Source organism: Pantoea sp. NPDC088449 (genome assembly GCF_044753225.1).
Classification (GTDB): domain Bacteria; phylum Pseudomonadota; class Gammaproteobacteria; order Enterobacterales; family Enterobacteriaceae; genus Pantoea; species Pantoea floridensis.
Map to the genome: position 1 here is coordinate 172,868 of NZ_JBIVMT010000003.1, position 20,618 is coordinate 193,485.

Below are 20,618 nucleotides of genomic sequence, written 5' to 3' on the forward strand. Positions count from 1 at the left end.
CGGTCATTAAACCGGTGTTTTTAGCCCAAAGAATTGGCGGGCCGTCACCACATCTTTCGCAATTTGTTCTTTCAACGCGTCCAGCGAAGCGAAACGCTGTTCATCGCGAATCTTCTGTTTCAGCACCACTTCAATGTGACGCCCATAAAGATTCATATGTGTGTCAAGCAGATGAACTTCAAGCTGCTGACGTAAACCTTTCACCGTTGGACGTGTACCAATATTTGCCACGCCCGGCAGCGGCTGTTCGCCGAGGCCTAAAACTTCAACCGCAAACACGCCTTTCACCGGCGTAACGGTACGCCGTAAAGGAAGGTTAGCCGTAGGAAAACCGATGGTGCGCCCAAGTGCATCACCGTGCACTACGCGGCCTGAGATGCTGAATGGATGGCCCAGCAGCGCTTCAGCTTGCGCAAAATCATCCTGCGCTAGCGCCTGACGAACACCTGTGCTGCTGATACGCTTGCCGCTATCACAAAAAGTCTGGGTGCTGATGACCTCAAAGCCATACTCCGCACCGGCTTTCTGTAATAACAGGAAATCCCCCTGGCGACCAGCGCCAAAGCGGAAATCATCGCCGACCGCGAGGAATTTAACGTTCAGCTTATCGACCAACAGCTCAGAGATAAAACTCTGCGCTGAATGCGCAGCAAAGCGGCGATCGAAACGCACGCAGAGCACCGCATCGACGCCCGCTTGTTCGAGGTATTTCAGTTTTTCACGTAAACGCGTGAGGCGCGCCGGGGCTTTATCGCCAGCGAACAATTCAAGCGGTTGTGGCTCGAACAGCATCACCACCACCGGCAGATTGCGTTGTCGTCCTTCGGCAATCAGTTGCGCCATCAAAGCCTGGTGGCCGCGATGTACGCCGTCGAAATTACCAATGGTCAGGACGCAGCCGCGATGCTGCTCTTTCAGATTATAAATACCGCGGATAAACTTCATGGCTGACTCAAACCGGTGGAAATCGGCGGATTATACCCTTGAATGGCGTTGAGGTTAACCCGTATACGTGCCTTTCCTGCTTCTGAAGCGGGTTAATCCGTATGTGGCCAGTCGCTTAGCAAGGATCTGAAGATTTTTGCTGCGAAATACTGTATTCAACGACGCGTTGCTGGTAGAATCCTGCGCCATCAATTACGTAATCGAGTGTTGTTACTAAAACGACGCTTATTTGCACAAATCCATTGACATAAGAAGGCGCAAAAGGCATAGTCCTCGGCCTTTGATTTGTCCATATAGATCACATTTGGGAGTTGGACCTTGGCTAATATCAAATCAGCTAAGAAACGCGCCGTAACATCTGAGAAACGTCGCAAGCATAACGCAAGCAACCGTTCAATGATGCGTACTTTCATTAAGAAAGTATACGCGGCTATCGCAACAGGCGACAAAGCTGCTGCGCAGAACGCATTCAACGAAATGCAACCACTCGTGGACCGTCAGGCTGCTAAAGGTCTGATCCACAAAAACAAAGCTGCACGTCATAAAGCAAACCTGACTGCACAGATCAACAAACTGGCTTAATCGCCCGTCTGTTAATCGCTTTGTAGAAAGAACCGGCGCTTAGCCGGTTTTTTTATGCCTGTCATTGCGTGGTAAACAGCGTACTGAAATCGCGATGGCAAATCCGCTGTACCGCCGGATGCTGGATCATACGTTCGGCAAAGATCACGTGATACTCTTCCAGCACCGAATCTAAACGCCCAATTTCCCGGATAGCATCATCACGATAGATGTCTGCGCCGTACAGTGAGGGGGCGACGAAAATCGCGTTATTTAGCGCACCAAACGCCTTCATCAATGCCGCATCATCAAATTCCCCCAGAATCTCCACCTGCAAACCCTGGCTATGAATCCAGTTCAGCAGTTTGCGTCCGAGCATGGAGCGCCGTCCCGGAATCAACAAGCGACGCGCTTCCAGACAAGCGGGGAACGGCATGGTTGGCAACGGGGTGTGACACCAGAAGCTAACTGGACACTCACCAAGTTTGACCGAAAACAGCCCTTCCTGCTGCGTGGAATCAATTGGGCAATCGGAGAGGATCATATCCAGCTTATGCTGGCTGAGCTGCTCCAGCAGCAACTCGTGTGTCGATTCAAAGCAGCGCAGATGGATTCTCTCATCAGCGACCACCGCAGCTTCCAGCACCTTGCTCACCAACTGCTTAGACAGCGCATCCGCGACGCCCACGTCAAACAGCAGATGCGACTCTTTGCGGTAGTTAACGATATCGAGCATCTCCTGGCTCAACATGAACATGCGGTCGGCGTAGCGGAACACCAATTGTCCGAGTTCTGAAGGCACTAAGCCGCGTCCCTGACGGCGAAACAGCACGCCGCCTAACTGCTCTTCCAGTGACTTAATCTGGCCGGTAACGGTTTGTGGCGCAAGGCACAGCACATCTGCCGCCCGCACCACCGAACCGGTTTTGCACACCTGCCAGAAATAGTAGAGATGATTGAAGTTAAGCTGATTCATCGGCAAAAAAAGAGGGCTTGCGCCCTCTTTCCTCTCTTTAACGCAGTTTGATGCGCAGCAGCGTATAACCGATCACCGCTGAGAGCATTGAGCCGCTAAGAATCCCCAGTTTGGAGAAGGTCACCAGTTGCTCATGTGCGGCATCAAAGGCCAGCGAGCTGATAAATATCGACATGGTGAACCCAATACCGCACAGCACGCCAATCGCCATGATATCGCGTATCGTAGTGCCTGCAGGCAGCACCGCCAGCCGCCACTTCACCGCCAGCCAGCAGAACAGCGTAATACCCAACGGTTTACCGACCAGCAATCCCAGAATGATACCGAGCGGTTCTGGCGACAGCGTATCCATAAAGGTAATGCCGCTCAGTGAAATACCGGCATTCGCAAAGGCAAACAGCGGCAGAATCAGCCAGTTTACCCATGGCATCAAGCCATGCGCTAAATGCTCAGCCGGTGAATGGCCGTTCTTCTCTTCCAGCGGCACAAAGAAGCCGACAACAACGCCCGCCAGCGTGGCGTGCACGCCAGATTTCAGCACCGCAGTCCACAGCACTATGCCGACCAGCATATAGATCGCGATATTGCGTACACCACAGCGATTAAGAATCGCCAGCAGCACAATTGCCCCCGCCGCCACGCTCAGCGACAGTACAGAAAGATCGCTGGTATAGAACAGCGCGATAATCACGATGGCGCCGAGGTCATCAATAATCGCCAGCGCCATCAGGAATACTTTCAGCGCGGTCGGAACACGGCTTCCCAATAGAGCCAGCACGCCTAAAGCAAAGGCAATATCGGTAGCAGTGGGAATCGCCCAGCCATTGCGTGCAATAGGATCGCCATGGTTTAACGCAAAAAATATCAGTCCCGGTAAAACCATGCCGCCGAGCGCAGCAATAACCGGAAATATGGCGCGATCGCGGCTGGCCAGTTCGCCGGTAACCAGTTCGCGTTTCACTTCTAAGCCGATCACCAGGAAAAACAGCGCCATCATAGCGTCATTGATCCAGAGCAGCAGGTTTTTGCTGATATCTAATGCGCCAAAGCGAATTTGTACCGGTTGCGCAAGCAATGATTGATAGCCCTGAGCGGTCTCCGCGCTGTTCGCTAATATCATTGCCACCACGGCGGCCAGAATCAGTACCAGGCCATTACTGGCATCACTGGCGATGAAGCTTTTCAGCAAGCTTCGAATACTGCGGGGTTTGTTCACAACTCCTCCTGAGTAGAGACATTTGGCTGAGAAGTGTAGCGATTCAAACACCTCGTTAAAAGCAGCTTATTTCTCAGTGATTGCTCGATAATACCGATTTTTAGCAGGTTTTTTTGGCTTACATCAATTCCGGCAAAATTGAGCATATATCAGGAGCGGCAGGTTAACAGCGAAACATAAAAAAAGCGGAGAGTTTCCTCTCCGCTTCGTTAGCATGCCTGGCAAGATTAACGTGTCAGATCGTCAAAGAACTTTTTCACGCCATCGAAGAAGCTTTTGGAGCGCGGGCTGTTTTTCTCGCCGCCTGCACCACCAAAGCTCTCTTCCAGTTCGCGCAGCAGCGCTTTCTGTTTGTCATTAAGGCTCACTGGCGTTTCTACCACCACACGACACAGCAAATCGCCTACCGCACCGCCACGTACCGATTTCACCCCTTTACCCCGCATCCGGAACAGTTTGCCGGTTTGCGTTTCAGAAGGCACTTTCAGGTTTACGCGGCCATCAAGGGTTGGCACCTCAATCTCGCCGCCCAATGCTGCCATAGCAAAGTTGATCGGAACTTCGCAGTACAGGTTGTTATCTTCACGCTCAAAGATCGGGTGTTTTTTCACCGAAACCTGAACGTAGAGATCGCCCGCCGGTGCACCGTGCTCGCCCGCTTCACCTTCACCGCTCAAGCGAATGCGATCGCCGGTGTCGACGCCCGCCGGGATTTTCACCGACAGGGTTTTACTGCGCTCAACACGACCATGACCATGACAAGCATTGCACGGATCTTTGATCACCGAACCGCGACCATGGCAGGTTGGACACGCCTGCTGCACGGTGAAGAAACCCTGGCGCATCTGCACCTGGCCCGCTCCGTGACAGGTTGAGCAGGTCTGCGGTTTGGTGCCCGCTTTGGCGCCGCTGCCGTGGCAGACATCGCACTCTTCCAGCGTAGGAATGCGGATCTCTTTGGTCACGCCGCGTACCGCTTCTTCCAGCGTTAGCTCCATGTTGTAGCGTAAATCGGCGCCACGAGAGGCACGCTGACGGCGGCCACCACCAAAAATATCGCCAAATACGTCGCCAAAGATATCGCTGAAATCAGCACCGCCGCCGCCGAAGCCACCGCCGCCACCCATACCACCTTGTTCAAAGGCTGCATGACCGTATTGGTCGTAGGCCGCACGCTTCTGCGCATCGGTCAGGATTTCGTAGGCTTCCTTAATTTCTTTAAACTTCGCTTCGGCTTCTTTATTGTCCGGGTTACGGTCCGGATGATATTTCATCGCCAGGCGCTTATAAGCCTTTTTGATTTCACGCTCATCTGCGGATTTAGAGACGCCTAAGATCTCGTATAAATCACTCTTAGCCATATTTGTTCTGCCCTTAACATGATCGCACGGGCGTGGAGAAATCTCCTACGCCCGTGCTGGTTTCAACGGCTGTCAGGCCAGCCGTCGCGCCCGGTCAGGGGCAATTATTTTTTGTCTTTTACTTCTTCGAATTCAGCGTCGACTACGTCGTCATCTTTCTTCGCAGAAGCATCGCCAGCGTCAGCTGCCTGACCCTGCTGCTGTGCCAGCTCCATCAGTTTGCTGGACACTTCCATCAATGCCTGCATTTTGGCTTCGATTTCAGCTTTATCTTCGCCTTTCAGCGCGGTGTTAAGCTCGGTCAGTGCCGCTTCGATCGGTGCTTTATCGTCAGCAGACAGCTTGTCGCCCGCTTCATCTAACTGCTTACGGGTGCTGTGCGAAATCTGATCGCCCTGGTTACGGGTCTGCACCAGCTCTTCGAACTTACGGTCAGACTCGGCGTTCGCTTCCGCGTCACGCACCATTTTTTCGATCTCTTCCTCGTTCAGACCAGAAGACGCCTTAATGGTGATCTTCTGCTCTTTACCGCTGTTTTTGTCTTTCGCAGACACGTGCAGGATACCATCCGCATCGATATCGAAGGTGACTTCGATCTGCGGCATACCGCGCGGTGCAGCCTGAATACCGTCGAGGTTGAACTGGCCCAGTGATTTGTTATCACCCGAACGTTTACGCTCACCCTGCAGCACGTGAATGGTCACGGCAGACTGGTTATCTTCAGCCGTCGAGAACACCTGGCTGTGTTTCGTTGGGATGGTGGTGTTCTTGCTGATCAGCGAGGTCATCACGCCGCCCATGGTTTCGATACCCAGCGACAGCGGAGTAACGTCCAACAGCAGTACGTCTTTCACTTCACCCGCTAACACGCCACCCTGAACCGCAGCACCAACGGCAACTGCTTCATCCGGGTTCACGTCTTTACGTGGCTCTTTACCAAAGAACTCAGTGACTTTGGCCTGAACCATTGGCATACGCGTTTGACCGCCAACCAGGATCACGTCGTTGATGTCTGAAACCGACAGACCCGCATCCTGCAGAGCGACTTTCAGCGGCTCGATAGAACGCGCAACCAGATCTTCAACCAGTGATTCCAGTTTCGCACGGGTCACTTTGATGTTCAGGTGCTTAGGACCGGTTGCATCAGCCGTGATGTACGGCAGGTTAACGTCGGTCTGCTGCGCAGAAGACAGCTCGATCTTCGCTTTCTCAGCGGCTTCTTTCAGACGCTGCATTGCCAGTGGATCGTTGTGCAGATCGATACCCTGATCTTTCTTAAATTCAGCCACCAGGTAGTTAATCAAACGGCTATCGAAGTCTTCACCACCAAGGTGGGTATCACCGTTGGTTGCCAGCACTTCAAAGGTTTTCTCGCCATCAACGTCATCGATCTCGATGATTGAGATATCGAAGGTACCGCCACCCAGGTCATAAACCGCGATAGTACGGTTGCCTTGACCTTTGTCCAGACCATAAGCCAGCGCGGCTGCGGTTGGTTCGTTGATGATACGTTTTACTTCCAGACCTGCGATACGGCCGGCGTCTTTAGTCGCCTGACGCTGCGCATCGTTGAAGTAAGCTGGAACGGTAATAACCGCTTCGGTTACTGCTTCACCGAGGAAATCTTCCGCGGTTTTCTTCATTTTTTTCAGCACTTCAGCAGAGATCTGCGGCGGTGCCATTTTCTGGCCTTTTACATCCAGCCATGCGTCGCCGTTATCAGCGCCGATAATTTTGTAAGGCATGATTTTGATATCACGCTGTACTTCTTCGTCCTGGAAGCGACGGCCAATCAGGCGCTTGATCGCAAACAGGGTATTTTGCGGGTTGGTCACAGACTGACGTTTAGCCGGTTGACCTACCAGAGTTTCGCCATCTTGTGCATACGCAATGATCGACGGCGTGGTGCGATCGCCCTCGGCGTTTTCCAGCACGCGTGCTTTACCACCATCCATAACCGCAACACATGAGTTGGTTGTACCCAAGTCAATACCAATAATCTTACCCATCTAAACGTCTCCTACTTAAATTCTTTGCCAATTTGGGTTGTGAAACAGAGATGCGGTCAAACTGACCACTTTCAACTGCTGGAGCAGGCTTTTTTTTGCTGCCTCACAACGCTCGATGACAACTAAATGGGGCCGGTTCGATGCGCATCAAGGGTTAAAACTAAAAAAAATTTCATTCTCTGCGCGATTAAGATCAAAGTTGGCCAAAATGAGGTTGATTATTATGCAGCGCCTCGCGCCCCCAGCGGTATGCGTGGGTAAACATTAAAAATATCTTAAACGCTGCTTCTGAGGAATTATGAGCAACACTACGCTGGCGAATCCCGCCCCGTTGGGCCTGATGGGATTCGGTATGACTACCATCCTGCTCAATTTACACAACACCGGTCTGTTCGCGATGGATGTGATCATCCTGGCAATGGGCATTTTTTATGGCGGCATCGCGCAAATTTTTGCCGGGCTGCTGGAGTACAAAAAAGGCAATACCTTCGGGCTGACCGCCTTCACCTCTTACGGCAGCTTCTGGTTAACGCTGGTCGCCATCCTGCTGCTGCCGAAACTGGGAGTGGCTGCCGCGGCGGATGGCCACTTCCTCGGCGCGTATCTGGCGCTGTGGGGGATTTTCACCGCGTTTTTATTTTTCGGCACGCTGAAGTCAGCGAAAATGCTGCAGTTTGTGTTTGCCAGCCTGGCGCTGCTGTTTGCGTTGCTGGCAATCGGACATCTGGCTGACAACGCTGGCTTAATACGTTTTGCCGGCTGGATTGGCATCATTTGCGGATCGAGCGCGTTCTATCTGGCGATGGGCGAAGTCCTGAACGAAAAGTTTGGCCGCAGCGTGTTGCCAATCGGTGATTAAAAAAAACGCGGAGCCTGTTGGGCTCCGCGTTTTTTTATGAAGAGTGCAGCGACACATCCAGCTGTGCATGCCGCTGGCGGCTATCTCGCCACAGCCAAACGCCCACCAGAAAACCCATCACCGCTAACGCCAGCACATACCACGCGGGTGCCATCGGCGTCAGACTCATCATTAGCGTCACGCTAATCGGCGTCAGTCCACCAAAAATGGCGTATGAGACATTGTACGAGAAAGAGATGCCGGTAAAGCGCACCGCCGCCGGAAACGCCCGCACCATAACAAAAGGCACCACGCCCACCACGCCGACGCTCAAACCCGCTAAGCCATACCAGACAAACAACATTTCTGGTGTGTTGCCCAGCTGATGGAAGAAGTTCCAGCTCGCGATGGCCAACAGTATCGAACCCACCACCAACGTACGCGCCGCGCCAAAGCGATCCACCAGCCATCCGGCGATGATGCACCCCAGCAACAGCATAATGGTAGCGACACTGTTGGCTTGCAGGCTGAGCGCCGCTGAAATGCCATGCTGTTTCTGCATCAGCGTGGGCGCCATCAAAATTACCACCACAATGCAGGCTGACAGCAGCCAGGTGAGCAGCATCGAAATTACGATGCCGCGCTTATGACTGGTGAGAATGGTTTGCAGCGGCAATTTATCTGCCAGCGCTTTACGCTGCTGCAGCTGCTGGAACACCGGCGTTTCATGCAGCCAGCGGCGCAAATACATTGCCAGCAGGCCAAATATACCGCCGAGGAAGAACGGAATGCGCCAGCCGTGATCGCGAATTGCCGCCGGGGATAGAGCAGTATTCAGCACGGTTGCCACCAGCGAACCCAACAGAATGCCAGCGGTTAATCCGGCTGTTAGCGTGCCGCAGGCAAAGCCGATGCGTTTCTCAGGCACATGTTCGGCCACAAACACCCACGCGCCAGGCACCTCACCACCAATCGCGGCGCCTTGCAGCACGCGCATCAGCAGCATTAACAACGGCGCAGCGATGCCGATGCTGGCATAGGTTGGCAGCGCACCCATCGCCAACGTGGGCAACGCCATCAGCAGAATACTCAGGCTAAACATCTTCTTGCGCCCGACCTTGTCACCAAAGTGCGCCATGATGATGCCGCCCAGTGGACGCGCCAGATAGCCAGCGGCAAAGATGGCGAAGGTTTGCACCTGGCGCAACCATTCGGGGATGTCTGGCGGGAAAAATAGCTCGCCAATGACGGCGGCAAAGAAGACAAATATAATGAAGTCGTAGAATTCCAGCGCCCCGCCAAGGGCGGCTAGCGACAGCGTTTTGTAATCCTGTCCATTGAGTCGACGCGAGGTGTGCGAATCCATAATCCAGCAGTATCCAAAGGCTAAACAGACGTTTGTAAAGATTGAATTACTATATCGTCAATATTTTGCCACACCAGCGCTGCTAGATTTTATGCCTGAAAATGCCGATCTTTAGTTATTTGTCTCACGGCGGGCGCTTTTAGGGCGAAAAGCTGCTACGACGTCGCGATGCGTTTCCACATATGGCCCTTCAAGCAACTGTAAACAATAAGGTACAGCGGCAAAAATCCCCGGCACTTTGACCGTTCCATCGTCAGCTTTCAGCCCCTCCAGCGTCTCTTTGATGGATTTCGGCTGGCCCGGCAAATTGAGGATCAATGACTGCTTGCGGATCACACCAACCTGACGCGAAAGTATCGCCGTGGGTACGAACTGCAGGCTGATCTGGCGCATCTGCTCGCCAAAACCCGGCATTTCACGATCGGCGACCGCCAGCGTGGCGTCGGGCGTTACATCGCGCCGCGCCGGTCCGGTACCGCCGGTGGTGAGCACCAAATGACAGAACAGCTCGTCGACCAGTTCGCAGATCGCCTGCTCAATCATCGGCTGCTCATCCGGCACCAGCCGCGTTTCGATTTCAAACGGCGTGGCAAGCGCGGCGGCGAGCCAGCTTTCCAACGCTGGAATGCCCTGATCCTGATAGATGCCGTTCGCCGCACGATCGGAAACGGAAATTAAGCCAATACGTAAAGTATCCATAGTGTTATCGCTGTGTAGGCTGCAAATGGGGGAAATGAAAAGGATAATACAGTAGCGAGGGAAGCGGGTAAAACCGTGGCGACTCGACGCCGCCACGACATATCACCTTACAGCAGTTCGGCGATCATCTTCTCAAGTTTGCCCTGATCGATGGCAAAGTTGCGGATGCCTTCGGCCAGCTTGGTCACAGCCATTGGATCCTGGTTATGCTGCCAGAAGAATTCAGCTTCGGTCATTTTCGCCGGGCGCGCTTTCACTTCGCCGGTATAGCTCAGTTTGCGCTCAACGGTACCTTCGCTCTCCGCCAGCTCTTTCAGCAGGCCTGGAGAGATGGTCAGACGGTCGCAGCCAGCCAGCTCAATGATTTCACCAACGTTACGGAAGCTGGCGCCCATGACCACGGTTTCATAACCGTGCTGCTTGTAGTAGTTGTAGATTTCAGCCACAGAGACCACGCCTGGATCTTCGTGTGCTGCGTACTCTTTCTTATCGGTGTTCTGCTTGTACCAGTCGAGAATACGGCCTACGAATGGCGAAATCAGGAACACGCCCGCTTCGGCACATGCACGCGCCTGCGCGAAGGAGAACAGCAGCGTCAGGTTACAGTTGATGCCTTCTTTTTCCAGCTGCTCGGCGGCACGGATGCCCTGCCAGGTTGACGCCAGTTTGATCAGAATGCGGTCATTGCTGATGCCGGCATCGTTGTACAGTTTGATCAGGCTACGCGCTTTCGCGATGCTCGCTTCAGTGTCGTAAGAGAGGCGCGCATCGACTTCCGTCGAGATGCGACCCGGGATCAGTTTAAGAATTTCCAGACCAATATTGACGGCCAGCTTGTCAGAAACCAGCGCCAGCTGATCGTCTTTGTTGCTGCTCTGCTGACGCGCCCAGCTAATGGCTTCGTCAATCAGTTTGCGGTATTCAGGGATTTGCGCGGCGTTCAGAATCAGAGAAGGGTTGGTAGTAGCGTCCTGCGGCTGGTACAGCTTCATCGCTGCGATATCACCGGTGTCGGCGACTACGGTGGTCAGCTGACGCAAGGAAGTAAGTTTGTCCGTCATGTTCTTTTCTCTTAGTTGACTGTCAGGGTGAAAAAAGCTGAAGGGATAATATCATGCAGCAACGGCGGTGCAAGGAGAGGTTCAGTGCACAGAGTGCTACTGAAAAAAGGGAAAAGAGGCAGCTAATCTGCCTCTTGGGAAAAAAATAAAACTATTTTAAACTCATTTTATACATAGAGTCTGATAGTACAGCGTTCCGGTATTAGCATGATATTCAGCACTATCTTGATGGAAATGGTAGAGAGAATTATCAGACCAGAATAAGGTTGCTATCAAACGCGTTAAATCGCCCCATTCACCAAACACCGTTCCTACACCCCTAACGCCTTTAGCCCCCAGCAAGGTGGAGTTGGGAAGAACGGCTCCTTCAGATGCGCAATACGATTTTGCAACTGAATAAGTGATGTCGCTATTAGGCGAAGGAACAAACGCCCAGTGTTTAATCGTAAAGCTGTAGCGCAATGATGTTGCTGTTGTCTTATCTTTGGCACTGATTTCAACCGTGCGGCTAGCAGGCAAGTCGTTAATTGTGACTTTACCGCTCGCATTGACGGTTACCGCAGGGTCGCTACTACTCCAGATAAAGTCGGTTGCCGCTGCCGTCAGATTATTCACCACCACATTGAAGCTGGCACTTTTAAAACCGGTTTGAGGGAATGCAGCACCAGGCTGATGGCTACGAACGGCGCCATTGGCCAGATCCAATCCCTCAATGCTACTTATTCCCGAGAACGTGAGATCGCGAGTCAGCACATTCCCTGACGTTGCGGTTAAGCGAGCAGTGCCAATCTTTGTGCTGTTAATCTCCACGGAAAGATTGCCATCTTTGTCGGTAGATACTTCGGGATTTGCTGGTGTAGCGCCGTTCGTGGCGCTGAACCGCACTTTCACGCCTGCCACCGGGTTACTATTAGCATCCACAACTTTCATCGATACGCGGTTGGCTTCTTTTCCTGCTTCGGCACGATCGCGGGTGATAATAAAAGTAGCATCATCAACTTTAGCGGTGCTCGCATCAGCAATAAACTGAATATCCTGCGTCATTTGCGAGCCATTGAATGCCGCGCTGACCTTGCTGGTTCCTGCGCGCAGGTTCGTCGCGGCAACGATCACTTCCCCTTGTGCATTACTCGCTGTGCCACTGCCCTGTATAGATGCACCATTGGTCGCCGTAAAATTGATGACCTCGCCTGCAATCGGATTATTCAAGGCATCTTTAAGCACTGCTTTCAACGTGTTTGTCGCACTGCCATTGGCAACCACACCATTCTGCTGCACCACAAAGTCGGTGACTTTTGCCGTAGCAACATCAGCAATAAAGTGCGTATCCAGCTTACGCTGCTTACCGTTGGTTTCGATAACGACATTCGTGATGCCAGCCAGCGTATTACTGACTTCAATAGTCGCCACGCCGCTTGCATTGGTCACCACGGTATCGGCCTTTAATTTAGCGCCATTGCTGGCTGAGACAGTGATGCTCTGTGCGGGAACGTCGTTGCTATTGGCATCAACGACTTTCACCTGCAAGGTGTTCATCGCCGTGCCATTGGCGGCACTGTTATCCTTCACCAGCGTCAAGGTTGGCGAAGCAGATCCGTTATCGGCAATAAACGTCGTACTCAACTCCTGAGATTGACCATTGACCTGTACAGTAACCCGCGCTTCACCAGCTTTTTTGTTGAAGACATCCGCGACGAAGACACCATTTTCATCGGTAATCACATCGCCCTGTATCGTCGCGCCATTGGTCATCGTCAGGGTCATCTTCATGCCCGCGACCGGGTTACCGAAAGCATCCAGGATACGTCCGGTCACCTGGTTAAATGAACCGCCATCCGCAATGGCATTATCCTGTTTAACCAGCAGCGTTCCCGGCTCAAAGGTGGCCGTTGTGCTGTCAGCAATAAAGTCCACTGCCGTTGTCTGTTGTTTCCCGCTGACTTCAAATGTCACGGGAACCGATATCGCCTTGTTATGTCGGATGTCCACGCTGACTTTACCCTGGGCATCACTCAAGGCTTTATTGCTGGAAAGCAGAGCGGCGGAGGATGTGCTGAAGCGAACTTCGACGTTTTCCAGCGGCTGCCCGAGATTGTCCAGAATTTCAGCCGTGATTTGGTTGTGTTCAATCTGGTTGGCGACCGCGTGATTCTTAACCACCTTCACAGCGCCAAATGAACCGGTTGCAGGCATAACTTCAACCACGGTCTGTACACGTTTGGAAGCGTTGCCTTTTTCATCCCGAGCGACGGCGGAAATAACATACTTGTTCGCATTCAGGTCACGATCGTAATGATAGGCGGGCAGCATAACCACTATCGAATCAGACTGTTGTTGAACCATTTTCGCACCGGCAGCCAAAATAGGTCCTGTATCCCAATCAATCGCTTTGAGCGGATATTTTGACCTGACATGACCTTTGATTAATAACGTATCACTGGCATTGCCGCTATGTTTAGGCGCGATATCCAGCGTGACGGTATCGTTACGGCGGTAATCAAGAACGATAGTATTATTACGATCGACTAAATCGTAGCGACTGCCTGCTAATGTTCGGGTTTGTTTTACGCGATCGCTATCAAGGTGATCGCTCCATTTATCACCCAGGCGATAATTCAGCTGCAGATTGAACTGCGTTTCGTTATTACCGCCGCTTCCGCTTCGATAGTTACTGCCTAATGTGACCAGTGGAATTGGGGTGTAATTAATGCCCATGGTCATTGCGGAAGGATCTTTCTGACGATGGTCTTTGCCAAATAAAGCCACTTCGTTACCGCGATATTTTTCATACGCCAGCGTCCCCCCTAATTGCGGGTAGATCGGCAGCCAACCTTCGAAGCGCAAATCGTAACCATTGGCTGGACGCTCATCATAATCGACAAAGTCGCGCGACTGATGCCAGTCGCTGATGCGCCAGTAAGTGTTGGCTGAGATTTTAGCAAAATCACGCCCCAGTTCTGCTCCCACACTAAAACGACGATTTTTACCGGTAAAGTCATTATCCAGAAAGGTATTAATACCCATCATCCAGCTATCAGCGAAATAACGACCGCCAATACCGATATTCCCGGTGGTACGTTGATCGATATGGCGCAGCCCCAGCGAATTAAATAACAGCCAGGATTCACGATCGTACAGCGGGAAGAGAACATCGGCAGCACTGCCGTCCAGCCCGCCTTTTGCATCAACGTTCAGCGCAACACGCGCCGATCCATATAAATTTAGCCAGCTTTCAACTGAACGATTCACTTCATTAACGGCAGCACCGCGTACCAGCGAACTGGCGGCATTGGCGCTGTCTTTCTGGCTGAGTACCGTCGCCAAAGTTTGTGCTTTATCACTGTAAGTGGCGTAACGTTCTTGTTCAGTTTGTTGTAAGGTTTCAGCCTGTTTGGCCGTGAGCGCTTTTTCATTGTCGCGACTTATTGAAGCGGCCTGCGCGACCGGCAGCAATGTTGAACTTAATAGGGTGGCGATCTGTATGGATAACGTCGTCCAGGCAACCCATTTTTTACCCGATAATTGAACTGATGATCTATTTCGCTGCGACCGTCTTTTTTCTTTTATTAATTTATTTTCTTCATTGCTCATAACCATTCATCCATATAGTTAAAGTTTCACTCCATTGCTAATAGAGATATGCGCCAATAGCCATTAACAGCCGCTTTAATTTATCAGAAGAAAACGATTGAACAAAAATAATAAATAATTGATAAATAAACACAAAATACAAAAAGACATCCTTTGAGACCGTTCTCAACATTAAACTTTCAGAATTTTATAAAGGAAAAAAGTTAAATTTAAGACTGGGCTTAACCTGCACCACAAATAACATCGATACCTCTATTTACCGTTTCTTAAAAGTCCACCTGTTGCTTTGATAATTAACAACGCACTCTGGCCGGTTCGATTACGCAGATGAATTTGTTACACTCATCACGTCATTTCAAAACTCAATGGAAAAGCAAAACCATGCTGATTGTCATCTCTCCTGCGAAGACGCTGGATTACGAAAGCCCGCTGGCGACCAAGCGTTTTACTCAGCCGGCGTTGTTAGACAAGTCACAACAGCTGATTCAGGTGGCGCGCGGCCTTTCACCGGCGCAAATCAGCTCGCTGATGGGCATTAGCGATAAGCTGGCGCATCTCAATGCCGATCGTTTTCACAGCTGGCAACCCACATTCACACCAGATAACGCGCGTCAGGCGATTCTGGCGTTTAAAGGTGATGTCTATACCGGTTTGCAGGCTGAAACCTTCAACGATGGCGATTTCGAGTTTGCCCAGCAGCACCTGCGCATGCTTTCTGGCTTATATGGCTTGCTGCGACCACTCGATCTGATGCAGCCCTATCGTCTGGAGATGGGGATCAAGCTGGCGAATCCGGCCGGGAAGGATCTTTACGGCTTCTGGGGCGATCTGCTAACAGAGAAGTTGAACGAGGCAATTGCGGAACAGGGCGATGAAGTGCTGATCAATCTGGCATCCGATGAGTATTTCAAAGCCATCAAGCCAAAACAACTCAACGCGCAGTTGATCAAACCGGTTTTCCTGGATGAGAAGAACGGCAAATTTAAAGTCATCAGCTTCTACGCTAAGAAAGCGCGTGGTTTGATGAGCCGCTATGTGATTCAGAACCGCCTGACCAAGCCAGCGCAGTTGAAGAAATTCGATGTGGATGGATACTTCTTTGATGCGGCAGAAAGCAAAGATAACGAGCTGGTGTTTAAGCGCCGCGAGCAGAAATAAGCAGGGTCGCCATGAATGGCGACCCCATCTCAGCATGGTTATGTAGGGTGCGCATTAATGCGCACCTACTGGATTTACTTCAGCAAAAACGCCCGCAGCTCAGCGAAATCGCCTTTCAGATTGTGTGACAGCAGTGGCAAATCGGCACGCTCGGCCAGCTCTTTTGGCAGCGGAAGATCCTGACCTAAAATCTCATCCACGCTCTCTTTGAACTTCGCCGGATGCGCAGTCCCAAGGAACAGGCCATATTCGCCCTCCTGCAGGTTATCGCGCAGCAGACGATAAGCTATTGCCGCATGCGGTTCTGAGATATAGCCAATCTCCGCCAGCTCGCGCATAGTGGATTTGGTGGTTTCATCAGAAACCGCACCGTAAGCCAGATCGGTCAAGCGCCAGGTTTTGCGGCGGAACAGCTCTTCCACGCGCGGCCAGTTATTTGGCTGGCTGACATCCATCGCATTCGACAGCGTAGCCACCGTCGCATTTGGCTGCCATGCGCCGTTGCCGAGGAAGCGCGGCACGGTGTCATTGGCATTGGTCGCAGCGATAAAACGCTTGATCGGCAGACCCAGCGATTTCGCCAATAGACCCGCCGTCAGGTCACCAAAGTTACCGCTTGGTACGGAAACCACCAGCTGGTTGCGCTGCTCTTGTGGCAGCTGCGCCACCGCTTCGAAGTAGTAGCAAATCTGCGCCAGCAGGCGGCTGATGTTAATAGAGTTCGCCGAGTTCAGACCAATCGCCTTCTTCAGCTCTTCATCATCAAATGCCTGTTTTACCAGCGCCTGGCACGCATCGAAATCGCCTTCAACCGCGATGGTTTCAATGTTGCCGCCCAGCGTACAGAACAGTTTCTCCTGCAACGGGCTGATTTTGCCCTGCGGATAGAGAATCACCACGCGCACGTTTTCCATGCCGTAGAACGCATGCGCCACGGCGGCACCAGTATCGCCGGAAGTCGCGGTCAGAATAGTGATCTGCTCATCCGCGCCGCTTACGTACGAGAGCATCTGCGCCATAAAGCGGCCGCCGAAATCTTTAAACGCCAGCGTTGGGCCGTGGAACAGCTCAAGGCAAGCCACATCAGCGCTCACCTTCGCGACGGGAGCCGGGAAAGCAAAGGCGTTTTTCACGCGCTCAGCCAGCTGATGCGCCGCAATTTCATCGCCAATGTAAGCAGACAGGATTTTGCTGCTGCGGCTGACGAAATCCATCTCCAGCATGGCATCGATATCGGTTAGTTCAAATTCCGGCAGTTCGAGCGGGAAAAACAGCCCTTGCTGCGAGCCGAGGCCCTGTTTAACCGCCTGAGCAAAACTAACCTGCTCGTTGTGATCTTTAAGGTTGTAGAGTTTCATGCATTATCCCAATTTACGTGCGCCAGCCGTATCAAGACGGCAGATGTGGACGAAACCTTCTTCATTCTGCAGATAGTGCTGGCTCAGCCAGTCCGCCATCCGCTGTGCCGTTGCCATCTCGTTGCAAACGGCGAAAAGCGTGGGGCCAGAACCCGAAATGCCGCACGCCAGCGCGCCAATATCCTGCGCGGCTTTACGCGCATCGGCGAAGCCCGGCAGCAGTTTGGTACGATACGGCTCGGCGATAACATCCTGCATAAGTTTAGCCGCCAGCCCAGGCTGGCGCGTATGACAGGCGTGAATAAAGCCCGCCAGCAGACGTCCATGCTTGATGGCATCTTCTTTGCGATATTGCGCCGGCAAAATGGCGCGCGCTTCGGCGGTGGAGACTTTGATGCCCGGATAGGCCATCACCCACAACCATTCGTCAAAGCACGGCACCTCCTGACTGATAATGCCGTTCTCTTCAATCATCAGCTGTACGCCACCGAGGAAGCATGGCGCGACGTTATCGTAGTGCACGCTGCCGGAAATCCGCCCTTCCAGCTCGCCCATCAGCGCCAGCAGTTCAGTATCATTCAGCGGTTTGCCGCAGAACTCGTTCATCGCCATTAGCCCAGCCACCACCGAGCAGGCGCTGGAGCCGAGGCCGGAACCGATCGGCATATTTTTTTCCAGCGTCATCGCCACCGGAACCTGTTTGCCAATCGCCTGGCAAAAACGCTCCCAGCACTGATAAACGATGTTTTCCTGCGGATTGCTCGGCAGTTTGCTGACAAAGCGCCCGGAATTCACCAGGCTAAAGCTGTCGGCCGCTTCCACGGAAACACAGTCACCCAGCAGGGTGCCATCCACCGGCGAAACCGCTGCGCCCAGCACATCAAAGCCGACGCTAACGTTGCCTATCGAGGCCGGTGCATAAATTTTTACCATCATCAAACTCCCAACTTCCACGACAGCGTACGCAACAGGTCAGCAAATACGCCAGCAGCTGTTACATCATTCCCCGCACCATATCCACGCAGAACCAGCGGGATGGGCTGATAATAGCGGCTGTAAAATGCCAGCGCATTCTCACCGTTCTTCACTTTGTACAGCGGATCGTTGCCGTCCACCGCATCAATCTTCACTTTGCAGACGCCGCCCTCTTCAATCGCACCGACGAAGCGCAGCACTTTCCCTTCGTCACGCGCTTTGGCAATGCGCGCCGCAAAAGCATTATCCAACTCCGGCAAGCGTTCCATAAACTGCTCAACGTCGGCGATATCCGCCAGGCTGGCGGGCAGCAGCGGTTCGATATCGATATCGCTCAGCTCCAGCTGATGTCCGGCTTCGCGTGCCAGAATCAGCAGCTTACGCGCCACGTCGGTGCCGGAAAGGTCGTCGCGCGGGTCCGGCTCGGTAAAGCCCAGCTCACGCGCCATTTTGGTGGCTTCTGACAGCGAAACGCCTTCATCGAGTTTACCGAAGATAAAGGAGAGTGAACCCGAAAGAATACCGGAGAATTTGATCAGCTCATCACCGGCGTTCATCAGGTTTTGCAGGTTTTCGATCACCGGTAAACCGGCGCCCACGTTGGTGTCGTACAGGAACTTACGGCGCGACTTCGCTGCTGCGGCACGCATCTGCTGGTAATAATTCCACGACGAGGTGTTGGCCTTTTTGTTCGGCGTGACCACATGGAAGCCCTCGGCGAGGAAATCCGCATATTGATCGGCCACCGCCTGGCTGGAGGTACAATCGACGATCACCGGATTCAGCAGGTGATACTCCTTCACCAAACGAATCAAGCGGCCGAGATTGAACGGCTCTTTGGCTTCGCTCAACTCCGCCTTCCAGTTGCTGAGGTCGATACCGTGCACGTTGGTTAACAGCGCACGCGAGTTAGCGATGCCGCACACGCGCAGATCGATATGCTTCTGTTTCAGCCACGCTTGCTGGCGGTGCAGCTGATCGAGCAGCGCCGCGCCAACGCCGCCAACGCCGACCACGAACACTTCGATCACCTGATCGGTGGCGAACAGCATTTGGTGCACCACGCGGACGCCAGTGGTGACTTCATCATTGCTCACGACGACCGAGATGGAACGCTCAGACGAGCCCTGCGCAATCGCCACGATATTGATATTGGCGCGCGCCAATGCCGAGAAGAATTTAGCGGAGATGCCGCGCAGCGTTCGCATGCCATCGCCCACCACCGAGATCACCGCCAGCTGTTCCAGCACGTCGAGCGGATCGAGCAGGCCATCTTTCAACTCCAGGTAAAACTCCTCTTCCAGCACGCGACGCGCACGCGCCTGGTCGCTTTGCGGTACGCAGAAGCTGATGCTGTATTCGGAAGAGGACTGAGTGATCAGTACCACCGAAATGCCGGTGCGTGACATGGCAGCGAACACGCGCGCCGCCATGCCCACCATGCCTTTCATACCCGGACCGGAGACGTTAAACATCGCCATGTTGTTCAGGTTGGTAATGCCTTTCACCGGATTTTCATCCAGCTCGCCTTCGCCGCCAATTAAGGTGCCCGGCGCTTGCGGATTGGCGGTGTTTTTAATCAGGCAAGGAATCTGGAACTGGGCGATAGGTGCGATAGTGCGAGGGTGAAGTACTTTAGCGCCGAAGTAGGAGAGCTCCATCGCTTCCTGATAAGACATGGATTTCAGCAAGCGCGCATCTGGCACCTGACGTGGATCGCAGGTGTAGACGCCGTCGACATCAGTCCAGATTTCACAACAGTCGGCGCGCAGGCAAGCGGCCAACACGGCAGCAGAATAGTCAGAGCCGTTGCGGCCCAGCACCACCAATTCGCCCTTCTCATTGCCCGCGGTGAAACCGGCCATCAGGATAAAATGATCCGCCGGGATCTGGCTGGCAGCAATGCGGCGGGTAGATTCAGCAATATCAACGGTAGATTCAAGGTAATGACCGACGGCCAGCAGCTTTTCAACCGGATCGATAACGGTCACTTTATGGCCGCGCGCCTGCAGCAGCGCTTCCATAATGGCAATCGACAGCTTCTCGCCACGGCAGATGATGGCTGCGTTGACGGCATCGGGACATTGGCCCAGCAGGCTGATGCCGTGCAGCACTTGCTTTAATTGCGCAAATTCCAGCTGTACGCGGGTTTTCAGTCCGTCGAAGTCAAAACCGGGCTGCGCATCATGCAAGCCTTGCAGCAGGTCGGCAAAAATGCGTTCGGCATCACTGATATTCGGTAACGTATCCTGGCCGCTGATGGTTTTCTCAATCATCGCCACCAGATGATTGGTAATTTTCGCTGGCGCAGAGAGAACGGTCGCAACCTGTCCCTGTTGTGCATTGCTTTCCAGAATGTCCGCCACGCGGAGAAAACGATCCGCATTGGCCACTGAGGTTCCGCCGAATTTCAGCACTCGCATAGTTGAAGCTCTCCTGAATTTTTGCCGAAAAAAAAGCCCGCACTGTTTAGGTGCGGGCTTTTTTCTTTGTTTTTCCTGTAT

General features: G+C 52.9%; 15 protein-coding genes and 1 other annotated feature (1 of these 16 cut by a window edge). Of the genes, 3 read left to right on the top strand and 12 right to left on the bottom strand.

Annotation, left to right across the window (positions count from 1 at the left end):
* Positions 1-6 precede the first annotated feature (6 nt).
* Positions 7-945, bottom strand: a complete 939-nt coding sequence (ribF, locus tag ACIP6T_RS15300; protein WP_097094975.1) for a bifunctional riboflavin kinase/FAD synthetase — start codon at positions 943-945, stop codon at positions 7-9.
* 318 nt (positions 946-1,263) lie between these two features.
* On the opposite strand from ribF, the gene rpsT reads away from it, so the two are divergent.
* Positions 1,264-1,527: a 30S ribosomal protein S20 gene (gene rpsT / locus ACIP6T_RS15305; RefSeq protein ID WP_036619798.1), complete on the top strand. Its 264-nt coding sequence runs from the start codon at positions 1,264-1,266 to the stop codon at positions 1,525-1,527.
* 61 nt (positions 1,528-1,588) lie between these two features.
* On the opposite strand, the gene nhaR is transcribed toward rpsT, so the two are convergent.
* The 4 genes from nhaR to dnaK form a co-directional block, all read right to left on the bottom strand.
* A complete protein-coding gene (gene nhaR / locus ACIP6T_RS15310; RefSeq protein WP_400458008.1) occupies positions 1,589-2,482 on the bottom strand; it encodes a transcriptional activator NhaR in 894 nt (297 codons plus the stop codon).
* A 37-nt stretch (positions 2,483-2,519) separates the two neighbouring features.
* Positions 2,520-3,698, bottom strand: a complete 1,179-nt coding sequence (gene nhaA, locus ACIP6T_RS15315) for a Na+/H+ antiporter NhaA (RefSeq protein ID WP_400458009.1) — start codon at positions 3,696-3,698, stop codon at positions 2,520-2,522.
* A 227-nt stretch (positions 3,699-3,925) separates the two neighbouring features.
* On the bottom strand, positions 3,926-5,059 hold the full coding sequence (gene dnaJ, locus ACIP6T_RS15320; RefSeq protein WP_097094978.1) for a molecular chaperone DnaJ: 1,134 nt from the start codon (positions 5,057-5,059) through the stop codon (positions 3,926-3,928).
* Positions 5,060-5,163: 104 nt separating this feature from the next.
* Complete coding sequence (dnaK, locus tag ACIP6T_RS15325) at positions 5,164-7,068, bottom strand: molecular chaperone DnaK (RefSeq protein WP_097094979.1); 1,905 nt, start codon at positions 7,066-7,068, stop codon at positions 5,164-5,166.
* 298 nt (positions 7,069-7,366) lie between these two features.
* Here dnaK and satP point away from each other — a divergent pair, with 298 nt between their 5' ends.
* Complete coding sequence (gene satP / locus ACIP6T_RS15330) at positions 7,367-7,927, top strand: acetate uptake transporter (RefSeq protein ID WP_345827293.1); 561 nt, start codon at positions 7,367-7,369, stop codon at positions 7,925-7,927.
* Positions 7,928-7,961: 34 nt separating this feature from the next.
* Here satP and ACIP6T_RS15335 read toward each other — a convergent pair whose 3' ends face one another.
* From ACIP6T_RS15335 to ACIP6T_RS15350, 4 genes are all read right to left on the bottom strand, one after another.
* Positions 7,962-9,272: an MFS transporter gene (locus ACIP6T_RS15335; protein ID WP_345827294.1), complete on the bottom strand. Its 1,311-nt coding sequence runs from the start codon at positions 9,270-9,272 to the stop codon at positions 7,962-7,964.
* A gap of 111 nt (positions 9,273-9,383) precedes the next feature.
* Positions 9,384-9,971 carry a molybdopterin adenylyltransferase gene (mog, locus tag ACIP6T_RS15340; RefSeq protein ID WP_400458010.1) on the bottom strand — a complete coding sequence of 196 codons (588 nt, stop codon included), beginning with the start codon at positions 9,969-9,971 and terminating at the stop codon, positions 9,384-9,386.
* Positions 9,972-10,078: 107 nt separating this feature from the next.
* Entirely contained in the window at positions 10,079-11,032 is a 954-nt protein-coding gene (tal, locus tag ACIP6T_RS15345; protein ID WP_097094983.1) for a transaldolase, read from the bottom strand.
* A 162-nt stretch (positions 11,033-11,194) separates the two neighbouring features.
* The gene (locus ACIP6T_RS15350; RefSeq protein ID WP_400458011.1) at positions 11,195-14,623 is read right to left on the bottom strand and encodes an inverse autotransporter beta domain-containing protein; all 3,429 of its coding nucleotides are present in this window, start codon (positions 14,621-14,623) and stop codon (positions 11,195-11,197) included.
* Positions 14,624-15,004: 381 nt separating this feature from the next.
* Here ACIP6T_RS15350 and yaaA point away from each other — a divergent pair, with 381 nt between their 5' ends.
* Complete coding sequence (gene yaaA, locus ACIP6T_RS15355) at positions 15,005-15,781, top strand: peroxide stress protein YaaA (protein ID WP_400458012.1); 777 nt, start codon at positions 15,005-15,007, stop codon at positions 15,779-15,781.
* A 74-nt stretch (positions 15,782-15,855) separates the two neighbouring features.
* Here the strand turns inward: yaaA and thrC are convergent, their stop codons facing one another.
* The 3 genes from thrC to thrA are packed head-to-tail and all read right to left on the bottom strand — an operon-like array spanning position 15,856 to position 20,537.
* Positions 15,856-17,139, bottom strand: coding sequence for a threonine synthase (gene thrC / locus ACIP6T_RS15360; RefSeq protein ID WP_097094986.1), 1,284 nt, complete (start codon positions 17,137-17,139; stop codon positions 15,856-15,858).
* 3 nt (positions 17,140-17,142) lie between these two features.
* On the bottom strand, positions 17,143-18,072 hold the full coding sequence (thrB, locus tag ACIP6T_RS15365) for a homoserine kinase (protein ID WP_097097598.1): 930 nt from the start codon (positions 18,070-18,072) through the stop codon (positions 17,143-17,145).
* Between the two features lie 2 nt (positions 18,073-18,074).
* Positions 18,075-20,537 (bottom strand): bifunctional aspartate kinase/homoserine dehydrogenase I, encoded by a 2,463-nt coding sequence (gene thrA / locus ACIP6T_RS15370; protein WP_097094987.1) that lies wholly within the window; start codon positions 20,535-20,537, stop codon positions 18,075-18,077.
* A 26-nt stretch (positions 20,538-20,563) separates the two neighbouring features.
* Positions 20,564-20,618: a sequence feature (Thr leader region), on the bottom strand; it runs 68 nt beyond the window's last position.